This is a genomic window from Yersinia nurmii, assembly GCF_001112925.1.
In the GTDB taxonomy this organism is placed as follows: Bacteria; Pseudomonadota; Gammaproteobacteria; order Enterobacterales; family Enterobacteriaceae; genus Yersinia; species Yersinia nurmii.
Genome location: NZ_CPYD01000001.1, coordinates 558,701 through 582,120 on the forward strand (window position 1 = coordinate 558,701; position 23,420 = coordinate 582,120).

Consider the following 23,420-nt stretch of genomic DNA (forward strand, 5'->3'; position numbering starts at 1 on the left):
TCCTATCCTGGGTTCTGATCAAGTGTTCACAATTCCGCCAGGGCCAGGCGGTTATGATTATTAACGCCCTATCAGCTCGCACCGATGTTGATATTTTTCTGTATAAAACTGTCATAGAGGCGACGAGCAAAAGCCAGTGCGTGCTCGCCATCACCGTGAACACAGACGGTATCTGCCTGTACCGGCACCCAAGTGCCGTCACGGGACAGAACCCGCCGCTGCTGTACCATTTCCAGCGTTTGAGACAATGCCAGTTCATCGCTTTCAATCAACGCATCCGGCTCGCTGCGCGGAACCAGCGAACCATCAGCCTGATAACGACGATCGGCAAAAACTTCCTGTCGGGTAGATAAACCGGCGCGTTGCCCGGCAAGAATTAATTCGCTACCCGCCAATCCAACCAGAGACAAATTGGAATCGACGGCTTTCACCGCCTGAGCAATGGCGTCTGCCAACTGCGGATCTTTCGCAGCCTGGTTATACAGCATGCCGTGAGGCTTAACGTGCTGCATTCGTCCGCCCTCTGCCTTCACGATAGCCGCCAGCGCCCCAAGCTGATAAATCACCTGTGCATAAACGGTTTCTGGCGGCAGTTGCATCGCGGTGCGGCCAAAGTTCTCCCGATCGGGAAAGCTGGGATGAGCGCCAATAGCCACACGAAACTCCATCGCCCAGCGTACCGACTGCCGCATAATTTCAGCGTCTCCCGCATGGAAACCGCAGGCAATATTAGCGGAGCTGACTAACTGCAATAATTCACGATCGTTGGCGCAGCCTTCGCCCAAATCTGCGTTTAAATCGACTTTCATTTGGCCTCCACCGGGTGGAAACCCGTAGCCAAACCTCGTTCAATTTGTTGCAAATACAGCTGTTGTTCGGCTTTAGCTTTCAAAGCGTCTTCCAGCGTACATTTGATAAAATGCACTGGTTCTCCCAAACGAATTTGCGCCAAATGGAAGAGATCGGCTTCGATCACGCAGGCAATTCGCGGATAACCGCCAGTAGTTTGCGCATCTGCCATTAACACAATGGGCTGACCATTATGCGGCACCTGCACCACTCCTGGCAGTAAACCGTGGGATAACATTTCCCGAGTGGTATTGCGGGATAACTCGCCGCCGGTCAGACGGTAACCCATCCGATTACTTTGCGGGCTAAGCTGCCACGCACTGCGCCAGAACGACTCTTGCGCACTGGAGGAAAACTCGTGATATTCCGGCCCCGGCACCGCCCGCACTCGGTTACCAAACAGTAATTGTTTAATGCCTACGGATTCCTTAGGTAAACGGCTCGCTTTGCCCAGCGGCAATTCGTCACCCTCTTTAATCAACCGCCCCTGATGACCACCAAATCCGGCTTTCAGATCAGTACTGCACGAGCCAAGCATTTCAGGCACGTTAATACCGCCGGAGATCGCCAGATAACTGCGCATTCCCCGCAATGGGACATTAAGTTGAATACGCTGACCCGCTTTCACCGGATAACGCCAGCCGGTCCACAGTAATTGACCGTCGAGTCTGGCATCACAGCCTGCGCCAGTCAGTGCGATCCAGCCAGCCTGAGTCAATTCGGCACAAAACTGCCCCAGCGTAATTTCCAATCCTGCGGCAGCGGGGGCATTCCCCACTAGCATATTGGCCATTTTCAGCGCGGGTAAATCCAGCGCCCCACCCTGACTGATGCCCAAACGGCGAAAACCGGGACGGCCTTCATCCTGAATAGTGGTGTAAATACCGGCGCGAATAATTTTTAACATACGCCCTCCTTGAGTGGTACAAAGCGCACATTATCACCGGGGCGAAGCAAGGTAGGCGGCATTTCCAACGGGTTAAACAATGCCAGGGAAGTACGCCCTATCAATTGCCAACCGCCGGGGGTAGCTAACGGATAAATACCCGTTTGGCTGCCGCCGATGCCAACGGAACCCGGTGCAACAACCAGACGAGGCTCCCCGCGACGCGGCGTTGCCAGTTGCTCCGGCATACCGCCTAAATAGGAGAAACCCGGCTGAAAACCGAGGAAATAGACGATATAACTCGCAGAAGAGTGGCATTCCACCACCTGACGCGGTGACAAACCGGTGTGTCGAGCCACTTCATCCAGATCCGGCCCGCACTCTCCGCCGTAGGTCACCGGAATATCAATATTTCGGGATTCTAGTACCAAAGACTCACTTTCTTCCCACCAGCGCTGTAAACGCTCAATAGCATCCAACGCCGTTTGCTGCGGGTTCTCCAGCAACAGCGTCAGGTTATTCATGCCCGGAATGGCTTCGCGTACATCAGGATGATGAATCAGGCGATCCGCCAGACCCCAAATACGTTGTTGGCTTGCCAGAGTCACCGGCGGCTCCAATTCCAGAACCACCGCGCTTTCTCCCAATAGGTAACATCGTGCTCGTTGCAATCCTTATCTCCCCGTTCTTTATAAGACTTTGACTGTTTCTATAACCTAATAATTATTAGCCATAAGCACATAGTTATGCTTTAGCGCATTGCAACTGTCAATAGGGGCTTAATAACGGGAGATAGGCGATTAACTGTCACATAAGCGGATAACACCATTATTAATCACTATGAAAGCAATATTTAACGGGTTTTAAACCACCATGTCGTCAATTAGATAATTTATTTCTTATTAAAAATCAGCATGGAATGCCGAAAGGTTATGAGAAATATCACCTTTAGTGATTATTATTCGTCAGATAGGGTTTTATTAGGATGAGTAAACTAATAACCCTCAGTTTTTACGAGGAATAGTGTTTTTCTGGTCAGGATTAGAGCAGGTAATTCACGCCACCCACTGATTGAGCGGCGTGATTGAGAGAGGGTCAAGCAGGGTTAGGAATATCAATGAAAGTCACGTCAAACCCGTGTTGGTTCGCCAGCCACTCCCCCAGAGCCTTAATACCACCGCGCTCGGTCGCGTGGTGACCCGCCGCATAAAAATTCACGCCCATCTCACGAGCGATATGAATCGTCTGCTCGGAAACCTCACCGGTAATAAAGGCATCAACCCCGAAATCAGCCGCCTGCTGAATATAACCTTGCCCACCCCCCGTACACCAGGCAATGCGGCGAATATCCGTAGGCGCGTGATCGCCACAGTGCAAAACGGGGCGGCCTAGCTGTTTTTCCAGACGCTCTTTCAGTATCAGGTTATTGATCGGTTTTTCAAACTCGCCATAAGGCAACAACGATTCGATTTCACCGATAACATGAATATCAAGTAGCCTGGCTAGTTGGGCGTTATTGCCCAAGGTTGGGTGCGCATCCAGCGGCAGATGGTATCCATAGAGATTGAGATCTTCAGTAAGCAAGGTTTTCAGACGATTGCGCTTCATACCGCGAACTATCGCCGGTTCATTCTTCCAAAAATAACCGTGGTGAACCAGAATCGCATCGGCCCGATGCTCCACTGCCGCATCTAGCAATGCCTGACTGGCCGTCACGCCGGTGACAATTCGTTGCACCTCAGGACGACCTTCGACCTGTAGGCCATTCGGCGCATAATCCTGAAAAGCAGCGGTATTCAACTCGGTATTAATCAGGGTTTCCAGTTCGGTGTTACGCATGGTTTTATCTCGTTATAGCGATTTTGGGGCTAACATACCCGCCGATTTTAGTGAAAGCAAACCCACGACACTCAGAATTGCTGACTGTCGCCCTGCTCCATCAGAATAAATTTAACGCCCAGTTCGTTAGCCTGCTGCAATTCATCCGCAATGACTTTCCGAGGATCTTGCCCCTGCTGTAACGACGGTTTGATATGGCTAATCACCACCGGTAAATCTTTCAGCGGTTGCTCGCCTTCACCACTGTATTTCGCCAGGTTTTTCAACTCCGCCAGCAACCATTTGGGTGTCATATGACCATAAAGTTTGCCATCAGCTACGCTGTTTGGGTAAGACACCTCGATAATCATGCCTTTCAACTGCTTCTGTTTGACCTTTTCACCCAAAATGCGCCAAATGTGATCCAGACTCTTTGATTTTTCTATCGAGTCAGGCCCGGTATCACCAAAGTAGGCGAAGAACTCATCGCCCTGACCGATCAATAACATCGAAGAAGGTGACTGGTCATGGCTCAGAGGATAGATTTCACCGCTCAATCGGGTTAAACCTATAGTGAAACGTTGAGCGGGACGCGGAGCCTGTAAGCGATAAGTCCCCAAGCGTGTGCCACTGCCAGAATCGGTAAAGTTCGGCCATACGCGCCAGTTAAAATAGTGGTTTCTCAAAGTTTCCACCGTAGCGGCAGTGCCATAGATGGTTTTCTTACTGTCTTCGGGAGAGCCAATAATCAGCCCAGCAACATGATCCAGATGAGCGTGACTAATAAAGTAGCTGTTAATGCGTTGACGAAAAATATAGCCCTGACGGGTGAAAGGCGCCGCGTTTTGCTCGGTTACATCGGCAAAGTTCCCCTTATCCAAGCCTTTGGCTATCCCGGGAAGCACAGATCCTGCGTCCAGACCAAGATACAGAGGGTTAGTCTCGCTGCGAATTAAATACGAAGTTAAATTGCCATCGCTGACGCCACCATCCACGCCAAGGGCAACCACCTCGAATCCTCCCCAGCTCAATGAAGAATAAAGACTGAAGAACAGCACTAACCCTTTTTTAAACATACTGGCTCCTTGTTGTTATGTCGTGCGGGAATGTTCCCGTCTGGCGGCCTCAAATGCGGCCAGCGTGTCCAGCCTGGCTTGTTTGTGATCGACGATTGGCTGCGGGTAATTAAGCTGCTGTTGCCGCTGTGCCCAACGCCAAGGCTGGTGAATATCACTGTCCGGCACCGCCGCTAACTCCGGCAGCCAGCGGCGGATAAAAGCGCCTTGTTTATCAAACCGTTCCCCTTGGGTCGTGGGGTTGAAAATACGAAAATAAGGGGCAGAATCTGTCCCCGTGGATGCGGCCCATTGCCAGCCCCCGTTATTGGCAGCCAGATCGCCATCCAACAACTGAGACATAAAATACCGTTCGCCTAAACGCCAATCCAGTAGCAGGTCTTTGACCAGAAAACTGGCGGTAATCATACGCAAACGATTATGCATCCACCCGGTAGCATTTAGCTGTCGCATCGCCGCATCCACAATCGGATAGCCGGTCAGGCCTTGTTGCCACGCTTGCAGCTTATCGGCGGCAGGGTTCCATCGTACCTCATCCGTCCAGTCAATAAATGGACGATTTCGGCATAATCGCGGATAAGCTACCAATAGATGGCGATAAAATTCTCGCCAGATCAATTCATTAAGCCAATTGAATGCGCCACCGTCCGGCATTTCCAGCACCTCGGGGCATTCTGCTCGCAGTCGATTGAAACATTGGCGCGGAGACAGCACGCCAAGTGCCAGATAAGGCGACAATTGGCTGGTTCCATCAACTGCCGGCAGATCTCGCTGTTCCTGATAATCTTGCACTGTTTCGCGACAAAATTGGCGAAGGCGGCGCAAAGCGGCCTCTTCTCCCGCAGGAAAGAGCGCAACGTCCACTTCTGCTGCAGGGTAATCAAAAGGTGCGAGCGCAGATGTGCCATCAATTGGCAACTGACGCGGTTTTGGGGCTGGCACGCAGTGGCTGTCTGTCATCAATAAGCGCTGGATAAAAGCACGGCGAAATGGGGTGTAAACCTTATACATTTCGCCGTTGCCGGTCAGAACGCTTCCCGGCGGCAATAACAGGCTGTCATGGAAGCCCTGACAGGTGACTTGGCCCCGAAGCTTTTCTTCCAGTTGAGTATCCCGCAATCGTTCGTTCAGTTCATATTGATGATTATAAAGTAGTTTATCAATGTGTTGCTCAATACAAAAATCGGCTAACCAGTCAACTGAAGCGTTGAAATCATGGCATTGATGGTAATGCAATGGGATACCACGCAGCGCGAGTTGCTGACGAAGTAATTGGAGATTTTGATGAATAAATGCGGCCTGCCGCGGAGCCATATCATGAGATGCCCACTGCCCCGGCGTAGCGATAAATACGGCCTGCACCTGCGCCTGCGGGTCTTCACAGGCCGCGTGCAGGGCCAGATTATCGGTAACGCGCAAATCGTGGCGAAACCAGACCAGATGGGTAGTCATGGCATTCCTTTTTATAAAAAACTTAAAAATCAAATAGATATATAAATAAGCCGCTCACCAATCACTTAATGTCCGTAGCGCAACCTCAACGCCTCCGGATACGGCTCAAAATACCGCTGCTGCGCCAGATAGGCGTCCGGGTATTCAGCCATATAATGTTTTAACAGAGTTATTGGCGCCAATAAGGGTTGCATACCCTGTCGATAGCGGTCGATTAACTGGGCCAACTCTTGCCGTTGAGCGGAATTTAAATGTCGACGGAAGTAACCTTGCACATGCATTAAGACATTAGTGTGATTACGGCGGGTCGCTTTATGTGCCAGCAAGTGCATCAAACGGTTACGATATTCAATAGCAAAATCTTCCAGTGATTCCCATTGATCCATTGCGGCGACAAAAGGACCGATCTGGCGATATTCAGGCTGAGAATGAGCGAGCAGTGAAAGTTTATAACGGCTATGAAATGCCATCAGGCTGCCGCGCGTTAACCCTTTCTTCCATAGCGAATTAAACTCAGCCAGCGCATAAATACGCTCGACAAAATTCTCTCGCAGTTGCGGATCTTGCAGGCGACCATCTTCTTCAACCGGTAGCCAAGGCAACTGATGTAACAATGCCTGAGCGAAAATTCCGGTACCATTTTTCTTAGAAAAATCCCCTTTCTCACTGTATACCCTCACCCGCTCCATTCCACAGCTGGGAGATTTTGCGCACAAAATATAGCCGCACAAATGGCTGAGATGAGAAACCTTTTCCTCGGCAAATCGACGCATGGCAGCGGTAACATCCTGATTAGCGTCATTGCTGGTGCGGATCACGACGTCATCCTGCTGGCGAATCAAGCGGAGAGCTGGACGCGGAGAAGGCAAACCAATAGCCATTTCTGGGCAAACGGGTTCAAATTCGACGTAGGGAGCCAGTTCTTCTGTAGCGAAGTCCAGCCGTTTATGCCCACCGTCAAAACGTACCTTGCTGCCGAGCAGGCAGGCGCTGATACCCACGGGGATTTTTTCGCTCATAGTTCACTCCCGACATTCAATAAATTCAAGGAACGCTTGGTTAAATCAAGCTATCTGGCCCGATTACACACATTGGCATCAGAATTTTTAATCTTATGAATTAGAAGCATAACTGTTATTGCATGAAATAACCCTAAGGCGAGGTAAATATCGGTTTGATGAGAGGAGATAGTGTGAGTAAAGCCAGTGCCATCAGGCACTCGCGAAACGTAACCGTATTATTGAGAAGCAAAAAAATGCCAGTCAGCTTACGCTGACTGGCATACGATTTCAGGCCGAGATTCTTATTAACCGAGTTAACTCAGTAGAAATCCCGAGCGGCTAATTCAGACTGCGCTAACCACACTGGTTTATCGCTGGTTTTCGCCCAAACGCGGTGCAAATAGCTGTAAAAACGAGCACGGTCACGGCGGAATAACATCACTGGCAAAGCCAAAACACCCATCAGGATTACTGCGCAGCGGCGCAGGAGAACCTGATGCAATGGATATACATTGTACATAGACATAGCGATCCTCCTTTAAAAGCGCCGTTCTGTTAGGCAGACCACTATCAACTCTGGGTCGGTTTTACAGCTTGGCGCTAAAAATAAACAAGTGCATTTGGAAACTGAACAAAATTTTACCGCATTGAATGAAAGTTTACCACTCATCCGACCACTAAAAGGCACGAAAAACACAAATTATCGCCAGCTTTCGTAACTTTGTTACATTAAGGTTAATTTAAAACTAACCTTTAGTTATCTTGTGGTTATTTTAGTTGTGGGATTGATAACGTTATGAGCATGAAATAAGCATTCCTGTTTTCCTCGAACTCAAAAGTGTCTATATCAAAAACTCACGGCCTAAATTAACGTCATTTCATGAACCTTTTTTGAACATTTTTACGCTTTTTTTACACCCAACGCGGATTTTTTATCAGGAACTATATTTTTGATTTCGTAACCTTCTGTTATCGAAAACATCACCTGTGGAGGTGTCCCGTGAGTTTCAGCATCGTTGTTGGTGCGTTGCTGGTCCTGTTGCTTCTGGGCTATCTGGTATACGCCTTATTTAATGCGGAGGACTTTTAAATGGCTGCGTCAGCTTTCCTGCTTATCGCCAGTTTCTTATTGGTGCTACTGGTTCTTTCACGCCCGCTGGGTGGTTTTTTAGCGCGGCTGATCGAAGGTGAACCATTTCCGCGATTACAACGTATGGAGGCCGTTATTTGGCGCTGTAGCGGCGTAAAAAATGAAGAAATGAATGCCTGGCAATACGCGCTGGCCATTCTATTCTTCAATCTGCTTGGTGGCGTATTGCTATTCGCACTATTAATGACTCAAGGCGCTCTGCCTCTCAATCCCCAGCATTTACCGGGAATGTCCTGGCAGTTAGCGTTAAATACCACCGTCAGTTTTGTCACAAATACCAACTGGCAAGCCTACAGCGGAGAGAATACGCTCAGTTATCTCAGCCAAATGGCCGGTTTGACGGTGCAAAACTTCCTGTCTGCCGCAACGGGCATCACCGTGGCTTTTGCGCTGATTCGCGCCTTCGCCCGCCATTCGTCCACCACGCTGGGTAATGCCTGGGTTGATATTTTGCGCATTACTTTATACGTGCTATTGCCCCTTTCTCTGATTATCGCGCTGATCTTTGTCAGTCAAGGCGTTTTACAGAATTTTGATGCTTACCAACACGTTACAACGCTGGAAGGCGCAAAACAGATCCTGCCGATGGGGCCAGTGGCGTCACAAGAAGCCATTAAAATCCTCGGCACCAACGGCGGCGGTTTCTTTGGTGCCAACTCCGCTCATCCGTTTGAAAACCCAACCGCTTTCAGTAATTTTGTTCAAATGCTGGCGATTTTCCTGATTCCCTGTGCCCTGTGTTTCGCTTTTGGTCAGGTAGTGGGAGATAACCGTCAGGGTCATACTCTGATTTGGGCTATGTCACTGATTTTCATCACTGCTGTCATTGTAGTGATGTACGCCGAACTGACAGGAAACCCGCACCTTACCCTGCTTGGCGCTGACAGCAATATCAATATGGAAGGCAAAGAAAGCCGCTTCGGGATTCTGTCTTCCAGTATGTATGCCGTAGTGACCACGGCCGCATCATGCGGAGCGGTTAACGCTATGCATGACTCCTTTACCGCGCTGGGTGGCATGGTGCCGATGTGGCTGATGCAAATTGGCGAAGTGGTGTTCGGCGGCGTTGGCTCTGGCTTATACGGAATGCTGCTGTTTGTGCTGCTGACGGTATTTATTGCCGGGCTGATGATTGGCCGCTCTCCGGAGTATCTAGGTAAAAAAATCGATGTGTTCGATATGAAAATGACCGCACTGGCCATTTTGGTCACGCCGACCGTGGTACTGCTAGGCACCGCGCTGGCACTAAGCACTGACGCAGGGCGAACAGGCATTCTTAATCCAGGCGCTCACGGGTTCAGTGAAGTGCTTTACGCCCTGTCATCGGCGGCTAACAACAATGGCAGCGCCTTCGCTGGCCTGAGCGTCAACACCCCTTTCTATAACCTGTTATTGGCGTTGGCGATGTTTATCGGCCGCTTTGGCGTCATTTTACCGGTTCTGGCTATCGCGGGATCGCTGGCGGCGAAAAAACGTCAACCGGCGGGGAACGGTACTTTACCAACCTCAGGCCCGCTGTTTGTTGGTTTGCTGGTCGGCACCGTGATGTTGGTTGGCGCTCTGACCTTTATTCCTGCGCTGGCATTAGGGCCGGTCGCTGAACATTTGAAAATTTGGTTAACATACTGATTATTAATAAATAACCAATGTTAACAATGATTCGGTTGTAGAGAGAGAACACATATGACTCGCAAACAACGCGCGCTCTTTGAGCCCGCACTGGTTCGCACCGCACTGATTGATGCAGTGAAAAAATTGGACCCGCGTGTCCAATGGCGTAACCCGGTGATGTTCGTGGTGTACCTAGGCAGTTGGTTAACAACCGCTATCTGGCTGGCGATCCTCAGCGGGCAAGGCGACGGCAACGCCATGTTTACCGGTAACGTCGCCCTTTGGCTATGGTTTACCGTGCTGTTTGCCAACTTTGCCGAAGCGCTGGCAGAAGGCCGCAGTAAGGCTCAGGCAGAAAGCCTGAGAGGGGTAAAAAAAACCAGCTGGGCTAAAAAACTCAGCGCCCCTCACGCGGATGCGCCGCAGGAGAAAGTATCCGCCGAAAGCCTGAGGAAAGGCGATTTAGTGCTGGTGCAAGCCGGAGATACCGTCCCCTGCGATGGCGAAGTGCTGGAAGGTGGCGCATCGGTGGATGAAAGCGCTATTACCGGCGAATCCGCTCCGGTTATTCGCGAATCCGGCGGCGACTTTTCTTCTGTTACCGGCGGGACTCGCGTGCTGTCCGATTGGCTGGTAGTCCAGTGCAGCGTCAATCCCGGCGAGACTTTCCTCGATCGCATGATAGCGATGGTGGAAGGAGCAAAACGGCGTAAAACACCAAACGAAGTGGCTTTGACTATTTTACTGGTGGCGTTAACCATCGTGTTTTTGCTGGCAACCGCTACACTGTTTCCCTTCTCATTATTTAGTGTGGAAGCTAATCAAGCTGGCAGTCCGGTAACCATTACCGTGCTGGTGGCGTTGCTGGTGTGTTTGATCCCAACCACCATCGGCGGCCTGTTATCAGCCATTGGGGTAGCCGGTATGAGCCGGATGCTGGGTGCCAACGTGATAGCCACCAGCGGGCGTGCGGTGGAAGCCGCAGGCGATGTCGATGTGCTGTTGCTGGATAAAACCGGCACCATCACATTGGGCAACCGTCAGGCTTCGGAATTCCTGCCTGCGCCCGGCGTTACAGAACAGCAATTGGCAGACGCCGCCCAGCTATCTTCTTTAGCCGATGAAACGCCAGAAGGCCGCAGTATTGTAGTGCTAGCGAAACAGCGCTTTAATTTGCGGGAGCGTGATATTCATGCATTGAATGCGACCTTTGTCCCCTTCTCTGCCCAAACCCGCATGAGCGGCGTCAACGTGCAGGATCGAATGATTCGCAAAGGTGCGGTAGATGCTATTCGTCGCCACGTGGAGTCGAATAATGGCCATTTCCCACGCGCTGTGGACGATTTGGTCGAAAGCGTAGCAAAAACCGGCGGCACGCCGTTGGTCGTCGCGGAAGGCGCTCGGGTTTTGGGTGTCGTAGCGTTGAAAGATATCGTCAAAGGCGGGATTAAAGAGCGTTTTGCCGAATTACGCAAAATGGGCATCAAAACCGTCATGATTACCGGCGATAACCGTCTGACCGCCGCGGCCATTGCGGCCGAAGCCGGGGTAGATGATTTTCTGGCCGAAGCCACGCCGGAAGCCAAGCTGGCACTGATTCGTCAATATCAGGGAGAAGGTCGTCTGGTGGCGATGACCGGTGACGGTACCAATGACGCACCGGCGCTGGCACAGGCTGATGTAGCAGTGGCGATGAACTCAGGGACTCAGGCAGCGAAAGAAGCGGGCAACATGGTGGATTTAGACTCCAATCCGACCAAACTGATTGAGGTTGTACACATCGGTAAACAAATGCTGATGACTCGCGGTTCCCTGACAACCTTCAGTATTGCCAACGATGTAGCGAAATATTTTGCCATTATTCCGGCCGCTTTCGCTGCCACTTACCCGCAGTTGAATGCGTTAAACGTGATGCAATTGCACTCCCCGTCTTCCGCCATTCTCTCGGCGGTGATTTTCAACGCCTTAGTGATTGTGTTCCTGATTCCACTGGCGTTAAAAGGCGTCAGTTATAAAGCGATGAGCGCGGCGGCTTTATTGCGTCGAAATTTATGGATCTACGGCTTAGGCGGTTTATTAGTGCCTTTTATTGGGATCAAGCTGATTGATTTGGTGTTAACCGCGCTGAATATGGGTTGAAAGAGCGCTTAACGGCTGCCGGACACAGCGTCCGGCCTGCGTGAATAACGAGGTTTTTATGATGTCTTATCTGCGTCCGTCACTAGTTTTAGTGATTTTATTAACTCTGATTACCGGTATTGCCTATCCATTACTGACCACCGGTTTAGCTCAGTTTATTTTTAGTGATAAAGCCCATGGTTCTCTAGCAATGCTAGGCGGCGAAGCGGTCGGCTCGACACTGATTGGTCAGCCGTTTACTCAACCGGGATATTTTAGTGGCCGCCCGTCAGCCACATCGGATATACCTTATAATGCTCTGTCATCCGGCGGCAGTAATTTAGCCATCAGCAACCCAGCACTGGATGTCGAGATTAAAGAACGGATTAAAGCGCAGCGTTTGGCTAACCCCGATCAAACCGGCCCGGTTCCGGTGGATTTGGTTACCGCCTCCGGCAGCGGTCTCGATCCGCAAATATCGCTGGAAGCCGCCTATTACCAGGCTAATCGCGTGGCTAAAGCCCGCCAGTTAACCTTATCCGAAGTACGGGATCTCATCGCAAAAAATGAGCAGAAATCAGTTCCTAACTTCCTCGGGGAAAGCGTGGTGAACGTGCTGATACTGAATATGGCACTGGATAGCGTTAAACCGCTAAAACAATAAGGAAAAATCACCGTGGATGTCGAACCAATCCGTCCAGATCCCGATAGCCTGCTGGCCGTTGCAAACGAAAAACCGCGCGGCAAGCTCAAGGTCTTCTTTGGTGCCTGCGCCGGAGTAGGGAAAACCTACGCCATGCTGCAAGAGGCACAGCGCCTGCGTGCTCAAGGGCTAGATGTTCTGGTTGGCGTGGTAGAGACTCACGGTCGCAGTGAAACCGCCGCGCTGCTGGAAGGGTTAGATCAGCTACCGCTCAAGCGTATTGCTCATCGCAATCGCCAGGTACGCGAATTTGATCTGGATGCGGCGCTGGCCCGTCATCCGGCGCTGATTCTGATGGATGAACTGGCGCACAGTAACGCCAACGGTTCACGCCATCCCAAACGCTGGCAGGATGTGGAGGAATTGCTGGATTCAGGCATTGATGTACTGACGACCGTCAATGTACAGCATCTGGAAAGCCTGAATGACGTCGTGGGTGGCGTGACCGGTATTCGGGTGCGGGAAACTATTCCCGATCATATGTTTGATGAAGCCACAGAGGTCGTACTGGTTGATTTGCCGCCGGATGACCTACGCCGCCGCCTGAACGAAGGCAAAGTATATATTTCCGGTCAGGCCGAACGTGCTATCGAACATTTTTTCCGCAAAGGTAATCTGATCGCTCTGCGCGAGCTGGCACTACGCCGTACCGCCGATCGGGTAGACGACCAAATGCGCGCCTTTCGGGATACCCAAGGCCGCGAGCGAGTTTGGCACACCCGCGACGCGATTTTGCTGTGTATCGGCCATAATGCTGGTAATGAGAAGCTGGTGCGCACCGCTGCGCGTTTGGCGGCTCGTCTCGGCTGTATCTGGCACGCGGTCTACGTAGAGACACCACGTCTCCACGCCTTGCCGGAAGCGAAACGCCGAGCCATCCTACGTGCCTTGAAGCTGGCACAGGAATTAGGCGCGGAAACCTCTACCCTTTCCGATCCTTGTGAAGAACGGGCGATTCTACGTTACGCTCGCGATCACAATCTGGGCAAAATCATTATTGGTCGCCGCAGCGAGCAACGCTGGAAACTACGCGGCAGTTTTGCCGATCGACTGGGCAAACTGGGGCCGGATCTGGATTTGGTGATTGTCGCATTAGAAAATGACCACCCACCTGCCGCGGCCAAAGAAAATGATGCACGCAGTTTTAGCGAAAAATGGCGCATGCAGCTGCAAGGCTGCGTGGCCGCGATCGGGCTGTGTGCGCTGATCACTATTATATCTCAATGGTTGATCCCCGGATTTGATCAGGCGAATCTGGTGATGGTTTATCTGCTCGGCGTAGTCATCATTGCACTGTTTTACGGTCGATGGCCGTCGGTGCTGGCTGCCGTACTGAACGTCGCCAGTTTTGATTTGTTCTTTGTCCAACCCCACTGGTCGCTGGCGGTGACTGATGTGCAATATCTGGTCACTTTTGGCGTAATGTTAATTGTCGGCATCGTCGTGGGGAATCTGACCGCCGGCGTGCGCTATCAGGCTCGCATTGCCCGTTATCGCGAGCAACGAGCCAGACATTTGTATGAGATGTCCCGCGGCCTGAGCCGCGCATTAAGCTGCGCGGACATTGCCAAAACCAGCCGCCACTTTCTTTCCAGCAGTTTTCAGGCTAAAACGGGCCTACTGCTGCCGCAGGAAGACGGGCGTTTACACCAAATCGGCACCGAAGACGGCAATATTCTTTCGGTTGATGAGGCCATTGCCCGCTGGAGTTTCGATCACGGTGCTCCCGCGGGTGCCGGTACCGATACCCTGCCCGGCGTACCTTATCAACTGTTGCCGCTGACCACCTCAAAGCAAACCTTCGGCGTGCTAGCGATTGAACCGGCCAACCTGCGGCAATTAATGGTGCCAGAGCAGCAGCGTTTGCTACAAACCTTTACCAGCCTGATAGCCAACGCACTGGAACGTCTGCATCTGGCCCGTACCGCCGAAGTCGCCAAACTGGACGCAGAGCGCGAACAGCTGCGAAACTCCTTGCTGGCGGCGCTTTCCCACGATTTACGCACTCCGTTAACCGTACTATTCGGGCAGGCCGAAATCCTGACTTTGGATTTAGCGGCTGAAGGTTCCCGCCACGCGCCTCAAGCCAGCCAGATTCGTCAGCAAGTGCTTAGTACCACTCGATTGGTTAATAATTTGCTGGATATGGCGCGCATTCAATCCGGCGGTTTTAACCTACGGAAAGAATGGCAATCGTTGGAAGAAATCGTCGGCAGTGCTTTGCACATGCTGGAAACAACGCTCAGTTCTCATCTTATTGAGCTGGACTTACCCAGTGAAATGGTACTGATTAATTGTGATGGCAGTCTGCTGGAGCGGGTCTTTATCAACCTGTTGGAAAATGCTCATAAATATGCCGGACCGGGCGCAACCTTAGGCATTCGCGCCAAAGTGCAGGAAGAATGGCTGAATGTGGAAGTCTGGGATAACGGGCCTGGTATTACCGGTGGGCAAGAGCAGCTTATTTTTGATAAATTTTCCCGTGGCAATAAAGAGTCGGCCATTCCCGGCGTGGGCTTGGGGTTAGCCATTTGCCGTGCCATTATTGATGTTCACGGTGGGAGAATCTGGGCAGAGAAAGGCCAAAACGGCGGCGCTGCTTTCCATTTTGTCCTGCCATTGGAGGCTCCACCAGATATGGATAACGTTAATCCTGAGGACATGTGATTATCTCTCCAGCTACCGTTTTAATTGTTGAAGATGAAAAAGAGATCCGCCGCTTTGTTCGTACCGCGTTGGAAAATGAAGGCTGCCGGGTATTTGACAGTGACACCCTACAACGAGGTTTGATCGAGGCTGGCACCCGCAAACCGGATTTAATCATTCTCGATCTTGGGTTACCGGACGGTGACGGTCTGGATTATATTCAGGATTTGCGCCAATGGAGCGCTATCCCAGTGATTGTGCTCTCCGCCCGAAATAGCGAAGAGGACAAAGTGGCAGCGCTGGATGCCGGCGCAGACGATTATCTGAGCAAACCGTTTGGTATCAGCGAATTACTGGCCAGAGTCCGAGTAGCGCTACGTCGTCACGGATCTGGCGCGCAGGAAAGCCCCATCGTCAGTTTTTCCGATGTGACCGTTGATCTGATAAACCGTCAGGTCAAACGCGGCGAGGAAGACCTCCACCTAACGCCGTTGGAATTTCGCCTGCTCACCGCCCTGCTGGCCAACCCCGGAAAAGTCATCACCCAGCGCCAGCTGCTGAATCAGGTGTGGGGACCAAACTACGTCGAGCACAGTCACTATCTGCGAATTTATATGGGCCACCTACGGCAAAAGCTAGAGGCCGATCCCGCACGCCCTAAACATCTGATTACCGAAACTGGCGTCGGCTATCGTTTTATTGCTGATACATTACCGCGCTAAGATTTACCGTTAAGGGTAGGCAAGGAAAATTTGCTGGCGTAGCATCGGGGTTTTCGTTGGAAATAGGTCTTATTCGCTATGAGTACCTGGTTAATCTACGCTTTACTCTCTGCCTTTACCGCTTCTCTGGTCGCCATATTTGGCAAAATCGGTCTTCAACATCTGGATGCCAATACCGCCACCGCCGTAAGGGCCGTGGTGATGGCGCTGTTTTTAGTCGGCGTGGTGGTGGTTCAAGGGAAATATCATCTGGTGGGCGCCGTACTCGCCGATAAAAAAGCCTTGCTGTTTATCGTACTCAGCGGCGTGGCCGGGGCGCTGTCTTGGTTGTTTTACTTTATGGCTATCAAAAACGGTACCGTTTCGCAGGTTGCGCCGATTGATAAACTCAGCGTAGTGTTTGCGGTAATTTTGGCGGTGATTTTATTTGGCGAAAAAATTTCGTTTGTTGCCGGTATTGGCGTTGCCCTGATTAGCGTGGGCGCGCTGCTGGTTGCCTTGGGCTAATCTCGACAAAAAAGGCAGTCCCTTTCGGAGCTGCCTTTTTCTGTCATTTTTGCGAAAAACTTAAAACCTATTTCTTCGCACCCGCCAATACTTCACTCACAATATCAACGGCTTCTTTCTCAATCTTTTCGCGATGCTCTGCGCCCAGGAAACTTTCACAATAGATTTTGTAAGCTTCTTCGGTACCCGATGGACGAGCGGCAAACCAGCCGTTGTCGGTCATCACTTTCAGGCCGCCGATAGACGCCCCGTTGCCCGGCGCTGCGGTCAGACGTGCGGTAATCGGATCACCCGCCAGCGTACTGGCCGTTACCATTTCCGGCGACAATTTGGATAAAGCATTTTTTTCTGCCTGAGTCGCCGGTGCCTGAATGCGATTATAACTTGGCGCGCCGAAACGTTTAGCCAGATCGTTATAATGGTGCTGCGGGTTCTCCCCGGTCACGGCGGTAATCTCAGCGGCAAGCAGACACATAATGATACCGTCTTTGTCCGTAGACCACGGAGTGCCATCGAAGCGCAGGAATGAAGCACCGGCGCTTTCTTCACCGCCGAAACCAAAGCTACCGTTATGCAGACCTTCGACGAACCATTTAAAGCCCACCGGCACTTCCACCAGTTTACGGCCTAAATCAGCCACAACGCGGTCAATCATCGCGCTGGAAACCAGCGTTTTACCCACTGCAACCTCTGTGCCCCAGCGCGGACGATGCTGGAACAGGTAGTTTATGGCCACCGCCAGATAATGGTTCGGATTCATCAATCCTGACGGAGTAACAATCCCGTGACGATCGTAATCCGGATCGTTGGCAAAGGCCAAATCGAACTTGCTTCGCAGCGCCAGCAAGCCTGCCATCGCGCACTCTGACGAACAATCCATGCGGATCACGCCATCGTGATCCAAATGCATAAAGCGGAATGTCTGATCGATAGCATCATTCACCAGCGTCAAATCCAGCTTGTAATGCTCACCAATTCGCTGCCAGTAAGCAATACCTGAACCGCCCAGCGGATCGACGCCCAGCTTCAAACCGGCACGCTGAATAGCAGGCATATCAACCACGTCAACCAAACCTTCGACGTAAGGCTGAATCAAATCCTGTTGACGCAGATGATTGCCACGCCAGGCTTTATCCAATGATTGACGCTTCACTCCAGCCAGCTTTTCGGCCAGTAACTGGTTAGCGCGCTTTTCAATCACCGAAGTCAGATTAGTATCCGCAGGCCCGCCGTTAGGCGGATTGTATTTAATACCACCGTCTTCCGGTGGATTATGAGAAGGCGTAATGACAATGCCGTCTGCCAGCGTTTTATTCTGACGGTTATAGGTCAAAATAGCATGGGAAATAGCCGGAGTCGGCGTAAAGCCATTGTCTTGCTGAACCACCACGTCAACGCCGTTGGCGGTTAGCACTTCCAATACCGAAATAATTGCCGGTTCTGACAGTGCGTGGGTATCTTTACCTACGTAGCACGGGCCGGTAATGCCGTGTTGATGGCGCACTTCAGCAATCGCCTGAGCAATAGCCAGAATATGGTCTTCATTGAAACTGTGACGCAGGGAGCTACCACGGTGCCCAGAGGTGCCAAATTTTACTCCGTGAGCCGGATTTTCAGCATCTGGGCGCAGTACATAATATTGCGACGTCAGTTGAGCAACGTTAATCAAATCGCTTTGGCGGGTAGGTTGCCCGGCACGAGGATGATAAGCCACTGTCACTACTCCTAATTAGCTAAAAAACCCCTTTCGAGCAGACTGTAGCCAGCGAAAAGGGGCAATAGATGTGAATTAGATAGTCCCACACACTTTTTCAGTCAAATCCGGCGGGAACTGCATCGCCAGCATAATATGCTGAACCATGCTGCGCTTACGCTCGGTATTGGTATTAGTAATCACCCAATATGGCGTTCCGGGAACGTGTTTGGGCTTGGTATGAGTGCCATTTTGCAGCAGCGTTTGTTGATCCCCGGCAAAATAGATGCGGGTTCGGCCGTGGAGTGACTCCGTTGCCGCCGCAAACTCCGCTGCATCCAACGTATAAAGTGTAGATAACACCAGCATAAAACGGTTAACCGCTTTGTTTTGCTCAGCATATTCATCGGAAAGCAGCAGTTCACGCAGCGCGCGCACACGATCTCGCGGACCAGGCACTACCGCCGCTGGCGTCTTGGCAACTTCACCCGCAGGAACAGTACGTACCGGTTGCCCAGCGGTAAATTTCAACATGCGCCGTAAAATATCGGACGCACTCTCGCCGATATGCTGCGTATGGCTGGCAATATAACGATAAAGCTCTTCGTCGACTTCAATAGTTTTCATCTTTATCCAGTACTGTTTTTCTACTTTCTTTATTCATATCCAAGGATTATAAAGTCAAAGCTGGCTGGCGAATAGCGCCATAACGGATCTGGCAATGAAAAGCCTGAATAGATCGTTATTCAACTTTGTTCTAATAATCCGCGTCATTCCGGAGCAGCACACCATCATCCAGTCATGATACCCTAACCACAATATCTCTCTGTATGAACTTCGCCATGAAATTGAACTTTCGCTTACAAAGCGCACATTCTCCGACTAATAATCTCCCTATCCTGCTGATCCACGGATTGTTTGGCAACCTTGATAACCTCGGCGTGCTGGCTCGCGACCTGCAACAGACCCATACCGTCGTGCAAATCGATCTGCGAGATCACGGTTTATCTCCTCGTTCCCCGCAAATGAACTACCCGGCAATGGCGCAGGACGTTCTGGAATTACTCGATCATTTAACCATAGAAAAAGCCATTATTATCGGCCATTCCATGGGCGGAAAAGTGGCAATGGCGCTAACGGCTCTTGCGCCGGATCGCATTGATAAACTGGTCGCCATTGATATTGCACCGATCGATTATCAAACCCGACGCCACGATCAGATTTTCGCCGCGCTCAACGCCGTTACCGAAGCCGGCGTTACCCAACGTCAGGATGCGGCAAAAATCATGCGGGAAATCATAAAAGAAGAAGGTGTGATTCAATTCCTGCTGAAATCCTTTCAGGCTGGAGAATGGCGTTTTGACGTACAGGCGCTGTGGAATCAATATGAAAATATTATCGGCTGGCAGCCGGTTCCCCCTTGGTCGCATCCTATTCTGTTTATTCGCGGCGAATTGTCGCCTTATATTCAGGACAGTTATCGAGATGAAATTGCCCGTCAGTTCCCACAGGCTCGCGCTCATGTTATTTCCGGCTGCGGCCATTGGGTACATGCGGAAAAACCGCAGGCGGTATTACGTGCTATTCACCGTTTTCTCGACACAGAATAAAGTGTGAGGCTAATTCGATTGTTTAAAATTTGTACCCTGGGGAAAAGAAATGTATTTCCTGTGGAAAAATTGTGCAAAAAATAACGAATTAGCCTGATCTAATTGCAGTTAGCCATTGTCGGCACTTCATTGGCTAGGGTATTATGGCGCGCTATAATTTTGCCGCCGCGTTCAGCCGTAATACTCAGGCCGTGCCGGGGGACAAATGCAAATTCAGTCCGGTTATTTTGGTCTGAAACGTGTTAACCAAATCATCTGGAAAGGCTAAACCGCTTTCTGATGTGAATCCCTTGTAGTACCGCTACCTATGGCAAAAGAACAAACGGATCGCACGACGCTGGATCTGTTCGCAGATGAACGCCGTCCGGGGCGCCCGAAAACAAACCCATTATCCCGTGATGAACAGCTTAGAATTAATAAGCGAAATCAACTACGGCGCGATAAAGTACGTGGCTTACGGCGCGTGGAACTGAAGATTAATGCAGATGCGGTCGATGCTCTTAATAGCCTTGCAGAGCAACGTAACATCAGCCGTAGCGAACTGATTGAGCAAATGCTGCTCGCCCAGTTGGCTAAGGATCAGGCAGGACTATAATGCCGTCGGTTACTACGCTGGAGTGGCGTGTTACATTACGCCACTCCATATTTACTCTTTCAATTTTATGGCACTGGTTAGTTAAAAGGTTTCCCAATTCGCGTTATTGTCCACGCGCTGGGTCGTCGGCGCTTTCACCGGGTTTACCCTGGTTTTAGCCGCCGGTGTTACCTTGTCATCCTTCAATTTAAATACCGCCACCGCCTGATTCAACTTAGCAGCCTGATCTTCCAATGAAGCGGCAGCCCGTGATGCTTCCTGCACCAACGCGGCGTTTTGTTGTGTCACGCTATCCATTTCGGCCACTGCCTGACCGACCTGGCTGATTCCTTTACTTTGCTCATCAGAAGCTGACGCAATTTCGCCCATCAGATCCGTAACGTTAGTAATGGAGCGCACAATTTCGTCCATGGTATTGCCAGCGCTTTCAACCTGCGCAGATCCGCTGGTGACACGATTGACCGATTCGGTGATTAACCCTTCGATTTCTTTCGCCGCCTGAGCACTGCGCTGTGCCAGATTGCGCACTTCGCTAGCCACTACGGCAAAGCCGCGCCCTTGCTCACCGGCTCTGGCCGCTTCAACCGCCGCATTCAGCGCCAGAATATTGGTTTGAAAAGCAATGCTGTTAATCACAGTAGTAATTTCGGCAATCTTCTTCGAACTAGCAGAAATATCGGCCATAGTATGCACTACGTCAGAAACCAGCGAGCCTCCCTTTTTCGCCGTAGATGATGCCGTCGCCGCCAATTGGCTAGCGTGATGGGCATTATCCGCGTTGTGTTTCACCGTCGCCGTAAGCTGCTCCATGCTGGCTGCGGTTTCTTCTAATGCCGCAGCCTGCTGTTCCGTACGGGAAGACAAATCGGTATTACCTGCAGAAATCTCGGAAGCACCGTGATAAATACTGTCGGTACTGTCGCGGATTGCGCTAACGGTATTAGCCAAACTGGTCTGCACATCCCGTAATAATGGGAATAACTGGCCGACACAGTTGCGCCCAAAATCGACAATGGGTTGTCCCAACTGACCGGAAGCAATCACTTTGAAATGGTCGCGCATCATATTGAGTGGACGCACCAGATTTGCCACCAAAAAACGATCCGTCGCCAGTAAAATCAACAGACCTATTACCAGCGCCGAAACCAGCGTAACGCTGCTGACCTTGGTGAGATGAGCAAATTGCTCTTTCACCACGCCGATTTCTTCCGATGCCGTTTTACTGAATGCCTCGGATGAGGCGCCATACTGGCGGCTTAAAGCGGGTACCGTTTGCTTGGACAACAACTGGTAAGCGGCATTATCACCGGTCATCGCCGCCTGATACAGCGGTTCTACCCCTTGGGCAATCAGGGCGTTCCAGTTAGAAATGACATCCTCAACCAATACCGGGCTAAGTTGCGCATGATCGATGGATTTAAACTGTGCCAGATTCTTTTTCAGGCTATCCAAGGCGAGATTGGAGGATTTCAGCTCACGATCGGCATCTGCGCTATTCCCTGCCAGACGATAATCCACTGAACGGCCCAATCGGGTCACCATACGGAAATACTGATCGGTTCCCTGATTGACCAAGCTGATGTTATCGACCAAAACGCTATTCGCGTTTGAGGCTTGAGTTAACTCATTGAGTGATAATAATGTGTAGGCTGAAACTCCGCCCCAGAGCAAGCTAAATGCCCCGAGAACCCAAAGTAGTGCCACCCTGATGGTGATATTTTTCAAAAACTGCATGTTCGTTCCTTTTCTATTTATTGTCGGATTGTTGCCACAAAATTCTGGTGGAGTTTGATGACCGAAAAGCGATTTAGGACGTTCCATACAGCCAACGACTTCTCCTTCCTCATCAAAATCGATTTGACAAGGCCCTCCTTGGCACCGCAATCGAAACCAGCAGGTTACAAATCGGTTATCGGCAATCGTCTGCTAAGGTTGAGCGGTAGATGAAAATTTTATATCGCATAAACTTGATATAAGCAGAGAGGCGTTTTCTGGCATGATGACGGTCTATTGGAAATAGTCAGTCTGAGGACTTAATGCCTTATTTCTATTAAGGATTTAGTCGCCTGCGTAGTTCTTGATGACTCTTTTTTGAAACAATGGCTTAGCAATCAGCCGGTTAATAAAATCAGATGAGTCAGCCTCAGCAAAAAAGCTCTTTCCACAAGCACGCTGAAAAATGTGTTATATTGTGGGGCAGCAGGCCCCACAATCAACGTAACCAATTGAATTCAAAGGTATAAATTTTATATGGCAACTGTAGGCATTTTCTTTGGCAGCGACACAGGCAATACCGAAAACATTGCCAAGATGATCCAAAAGCTACTGGGCAAAGACGTTGCAGAGGTTCACGACATTGCCAAAAGCAGCAAAGAAGATTTAGAGCAATTCGATATTTTGCTGATCGGCATCCCAACTTGGTACTACGGGGAAGCGCAGTGTGATTGGGATGATTTCTTCCCAACGCTGGAAGAGATCGATTTCAATGGCAAGCTGGTTGCCCTGTTTGGCTGTGGCGATCAGGAAGACTATGCAGAATATTTCTGTGATGCCATGGGCACAGTTCGTGACATCATCGAACCGCGTGGCGCGGCCATTGTCGGCCATTGGCCAACCGCAGGCTACCATTTTGAAGCGTCAAAAGGTCTGGCGGATGACGAACACTTTATCGGCTTGGCTATCGATGAAGACCGTCAACCAGAGCTGACCAACGAACGTGTTGAAGCTTGGGTAAAACAAATCAGTGAAGAACTGAGTCTGTCAGATATCGTGGGTTAATCTGCCTAACATGCCCTGAATTGCCCGATTTGCGATCGGGGCATGGTTCTCCATTCTGATGCGTAAATGTGCGGTAAAAACCCGACAAAGACAGATGATAATAAGGCGCTAACGAAACTAAACAGTTTTAAATTTGTAACTTCCGTCGCCATCACTGTACACTAGGGCTATCTGTTCTCCCCGTTCATCAATACGCTGCATGATT

At 50.7% G+C, this 23,420-nt stretch carries 21 protein-coding genes; 10 read left to right on the forward strand and 11 right to left on the reverse strand.

Translation table 11 applies throughout. The features are described from left to right. Positions 1–71: 71 nt before the first annotated feature. The 8 genes from pxpA to AD970_RS02525 form a co-directional block, all read right to left on the reverse strand. Positions 72–809: a 5-oxoprolinase subunit PxpA gene (gene pxpA / locus AD970_RS02490; protein ID WP_049596740.1), complete on the reverse strand. Its 738-nt coding sequence runs from the start codon at positions 807–809 to the stop codon at positions 72–74. Further along, entirely contained in the window at positions 806–1,756 is a 951-nt protein-coding gene (gene pxpC, locus AD970_RS02495) for a 5-oxoprolinase subunit PxpC (RefSeq protein WP_049596741.1), read from the reverse strand. Before pxpC ends, pxpA begins: the two co-directional genes overlap by 4 nt. Further along, positions 1,750–2,406: a 5-oxoprolinase subunit PxpB gene (gene pxpB / locus AD970_RS02500; RefSeq protein ID WP_049596742.1), complete on the reverse strand. Its 657-nt coding sequence runs from the start codon at positions 2,404–2,406 to the stop codon at positions 1,750–1,752. Before pxpB ends, pxpC begins: the two co-directional genes overlap by 7 nt. 424 nt (positions 2,407–2,830) lie before the next feature. Then, the gene (locus AD970_RS02505) at positions 2,831–3,574 is read right to left on the reverse strand and encodes a type 2 GTP cyclohydrolase I (protein WP_049596743.1); all 744 of its coding nucleotides are present in this window, start codon (positions 3,572–3,574) and stop codon (positions 2,831–2,833) included. A 71-nt stretch (positions 3,575–3,645) separates the two neighbouring features. Then, positions 3,646–4,629: an MBL fold metallo-hydrolase gene (locus AD970_RS02510; protein ID WP_049596744.1), complete on the reverse strand. Its 984-nt coding sequence runs from the start codon at positions 4,627–4,629 to the stop codon at positions 3,646–3,648. Between the two features lie 15 nt (positions 4,630–4,644). Then, entirely contained in the window at positions 4,645–6,081 is a 1,437-nt protein-coding gene (gene phrB / locus AD970_RS02515) for a deoxyribodipyrimidine photo-lyase (protein WP_049596745.1), read from the reverse strand. A 65-nt stretch (positions 6,082–6,146) separates the two neighbouring features. Next, complete coding sequence (locus tag AD970_RS02520) at positions 6,147–7,100, reverse strand: YbgA family protein (RefSeq protein ID WP_049596746.1); 954 nt, start codon at positions 7,098–7,100, stop codon at positions 6,147–6,149. Between the two features lie 301 nt (positions 7,101–7,401). After that, positions 7,402–7,608 carry a YbfA family protein gene (locus tag AD970_RS02525; protein WP_049596747.1) on the reverse strand — a complete coding sequence of 69 codons (207 nt, stop codon included), beginning with the start codon at positions 7,606–7,608 and terminating at the stop codon, positions 7,402–7,404. Positions 7,609–8,082: 474 nt separating this feature from the next. Here AD970_RS02525 and AD970_RS02530 point away from each other — a divergent pair, with 474 nt between their 5' ends. From AD970_RS02530 to AD970_RS02560, 7 genes are all read left to right on the forward strand, one after another. Continuing rightward, positions 8,083–8,172 carry a K(+)-transporting ATPase subunit F gene (locus AD970_RS02530; RefSeq protein ID WP_049596748.1) on the forward strand — a complete coding sequence of 30 codons (90 nt, stop codon included), beginning with the start codon at positions 8,083–8,085 and terminating at the stop codon, positions 8,170–8,172. Next, entirely contained in the window at positions 8,173–9,861 is a 1,689-nt protein-coding gene (gene kdpA / locus AD970_RS02535; protein ID WP_049596749.1) for a potassium-transporting ATPase subunit KdpA, read from the forward strand. A 54-nt stretch (positions 9,862–9,915) separates the two neighbouring features. After that, a complete protein-coding gene (gene kdpB, locus AD970_RS02540; protein ID WP_049596750.1) occupies positions 9,916–11,982 on the forward strand; it encodes a potassium-transporting ATPase subunit KdpB in 2,067 nt (688 codons plus the stop codon). Positions 11,983–12,043: 61 nt separating this feature from the next. Then, a complete protein-coding gene (gene kdpC / locus AD970_RS02545; protein ID WP_049596841.1) occupies positions 12,044–12,625 on the forward strand; it encodes a potassium-transporting ATPase subunit KdpC in 582 nt (193 codons plus the stop codon). Between the two features lie 12 nt (positions 12,626–12,637). Then, positions 12,638–15,331 carry a two-component system sensor histidine kinase KdpD gene (kdpD, locus tag AD970_RS02550; RefSeq protein ID WP_049596751.1) on the forward strand — a complete coding sequence of 898 codons (2,694 nt, stop codon included), beginning with the start codon at positions 12,638–12,640 and terminating at the stop codon, positions 15,329–15,331. Next, entirely contained in the window at positions 15,328–16,032 is a 705-nt protein-coding gene (gene kdpE, locus AD970_RS02555) for a two-component system response regulator KdpE (RefSeq protein WP_049596752.1), read from the forward strand. The genes kdpD and kdpE overlap by 4 nt, the downstream gene beginning before the upstream one ends. Before the next feature lie 78 nt (positions 16,033–16,110). Then, positions 16,111–16,539, forward strand: coding sequence for an EamA family transporter (locus tag AD970_RS02560; RefSeq protein WP_049596753.1), 429 nt, complete (start codon positions 16,111–16,113; stop codon positions 16,537–16,539). 67 nt (positions 16,540–16,606) lie between these two features. On the opposite strand, the gene pgm is transcribed toward AD970_RS02560, so the two are convergent. Together pgm and seqA are read right to left on the reverse strand one after the other, a co-directional pair. After that, positions 16,607–18,253, reverse strand: coding sequence for a phosphoglucomutase (alpha-D-glucose-1,6-bisphosphate-dependent) (gene pgm / locus AD970_RS02565; protein ID WP_049596754.1), 1,647 nt, complete (start codon positions 18,251–18,253; stop codon positions 16,607–16,609). A gap of 75 nt (positions 18,254–18,328) precedes the next feature. Further along, on the reverse strand, positions 18,329–18,859 hold the full coding sequence (gene seqA / locus AD970_RS02570) for a replication initiation negative regulator SeqA (RefSeq protein WP_049596755.1): 531 nt from the start codon (positions 18,857–18,859) through the stop codon (positions 18,329–18,331). A gap of 215 nt (positions 18,860–19,074) precedes the next feature. Between seqA and ybfF the strand changes: the two genes are divergently transcribed. Next, positions 19,075–19,842 (forward strand): esterase, encoded by a 768-nt coding sequence (gene ybfF / locus AD970_RS02575; protein WP_049596756.1) that lies wholly within the window; start codon positions 19,075–19,077, stop codon positions 19,840–19,842. A 307-nt stretch (positions 19,843–20,149) separates the two neighbouring features. Further along, positions 20,150–20,437 (forward strand): LexA regulated protein, encoded by a 288-nt coding sequence (gene ybfE / locus AD970_RS02580; RefSeq protein WP_049596757.1) that lies wholly within the window; start codon positions 20,150–20,152, stop codon positions 20,435–20,437. Positions 20,438–20,518: 81 nt separating this feature from the next. On the opposite strand, the gene AD970_RS02585 is transcribed toward ybfE, so the two are convergent. Beyond that, positions 20,519–22,171 (reverse strand): methyl-accepting chemotaxis protein, encoded by a 1,653-nt coding sequence (locus AD970_RS02585; protein ID WP_049596758.1) that lies wholly within the window; start codon positions 22,169–22,171, stop codon positions 20,519–20,521. A 516-nt stretch (positions 22,172–22,687) separates the two neighbouring features. On the opposite strand from AD970_RS02585, the gene fldA reads away from it, so the two are divergent. Continuing rightward, positions 22,688–23,215, forward strand: a complete 528-nt coding sequence (fldA, locus tag AD970_RS02590; RefSeq protein WP_049596759.1) for a flavodoxin FldA — start codon at positions 22,688–22,690, stop codon at positions 23,213–23,215. Positions 23,216–23,420 lie beyond the last annotated feature (205 nt).

Excerpts from the sequence above, each read along its gene's own strand:
- pxpA (WP_049596740.1), bottom strand. The coding sequence starts at position 809 with ATGAAAGTCGATTTAAACGCAGATTTGGGCGAAGGCTGCGCCAACGAT.
- pxpC (WP_049596741.1), bottom strand. The coding sequence starts at position 1,756 with ATGTTAAAAATTATTCGCGCCGGTATTTACACCACTATTCAGGATGAA.
- AD970_RS02505 (WP_049596743.1), bottom strand. The coding sequence starts at position 3,574 with ATGCGTAACACCGAACTGGAAACCCTGATTAATACCGAGTTGAATACC.
- AD970_RS02510 (WP_049596744.1), bottom strand. The coding sequence starts at position 4,629 with ATGTTTAAAAAAGGGTTAGTGCTGTTCTTCAGTCTTTATTCTTCATTG.
- phrB (WP_049596745.1), bottom strand. The coding sequence starts at position 6,081 with ATGACTACCCATCTGGTCTGGTTTCGCCACGATTTGCGCGTTACCGAT.
- AD970_RS02520 (WP_049596746.1), bottom strand. The coding sequence starts at position 7,100 with ATGAGCGAAAAAATCCCCGTGGGTATCAGCGCCTGCCTGCTCGGCAGC.
- AD970_RS02525 (WP_049596747.1), bottom strand. The coding sequence starts at position 7,608 with ATGTCTATGTACAATGTATATCCATTGCATCAGGTTCTCCTGCGCCGC.
- kdpA (WP_049596749.1), top strand. The coding sequence starts at position 8,173 with ATGGCTGCGTCAGCTTTCCTGCTTATCGCCAGTTTCTTATTGGTGCTA.
- kdpB (WP_049596750.1), top strand. The coding sequence starts at position 9,916 with ATGACTCGCAAACAACGCGCGCTCTTTGAGCCCGCACTGGTTCGCACC.
- kdpC (WP_049596841.1), top strand. The coding sequence starts at position 12,044 with ATGTCTTATCTGCGTCCGTCACTAGTTTTAGTGATTTTATTAACTCTG.
- AD970_RS02560 (WP_049596753.1), top strand. The coding sequence starts at position 16,111 with ATGAGTACCTGGTTAATCTACGCTTTACTCTCTGCCTTTACCGCTTCT.
- seqA (WP_049596755.1), bottom strand. The coding sequence starts at position 18,859 with ATGAAAACTATTGAAGTCGACGAAGAGCTTTATCGTTATATTGCCAGC.
- ybfF (WP_049596756.1), top strand. The coding sequence starts at position 19,075 with ATGAAATTGAACTTTCGCTTACAAAGCGCACATTCTCCGACTAATAAT.
- ybfE (WP_049596757.1), top strand. The coding sequence starts at position 20,150 with ATGGCAAAAGAACAAACGGATCGCACGACGCTGGATCTGTTCGCAGAT.
- AD970_RS02585 (WP_049596758.1), bottom strand. The coding sequence starts at position 22,171 with ATGCAGTTTTTGAAAAATATCACCATCAGGGTGGCACTACTTTGGGTT.
- fldA (WP_049596759.1), top strand. The coding sequence starts at position 22,688 with ATGGCAACTGTAGGCATTTTCTTTGGCAGCGACACAGGCAATACCGAA.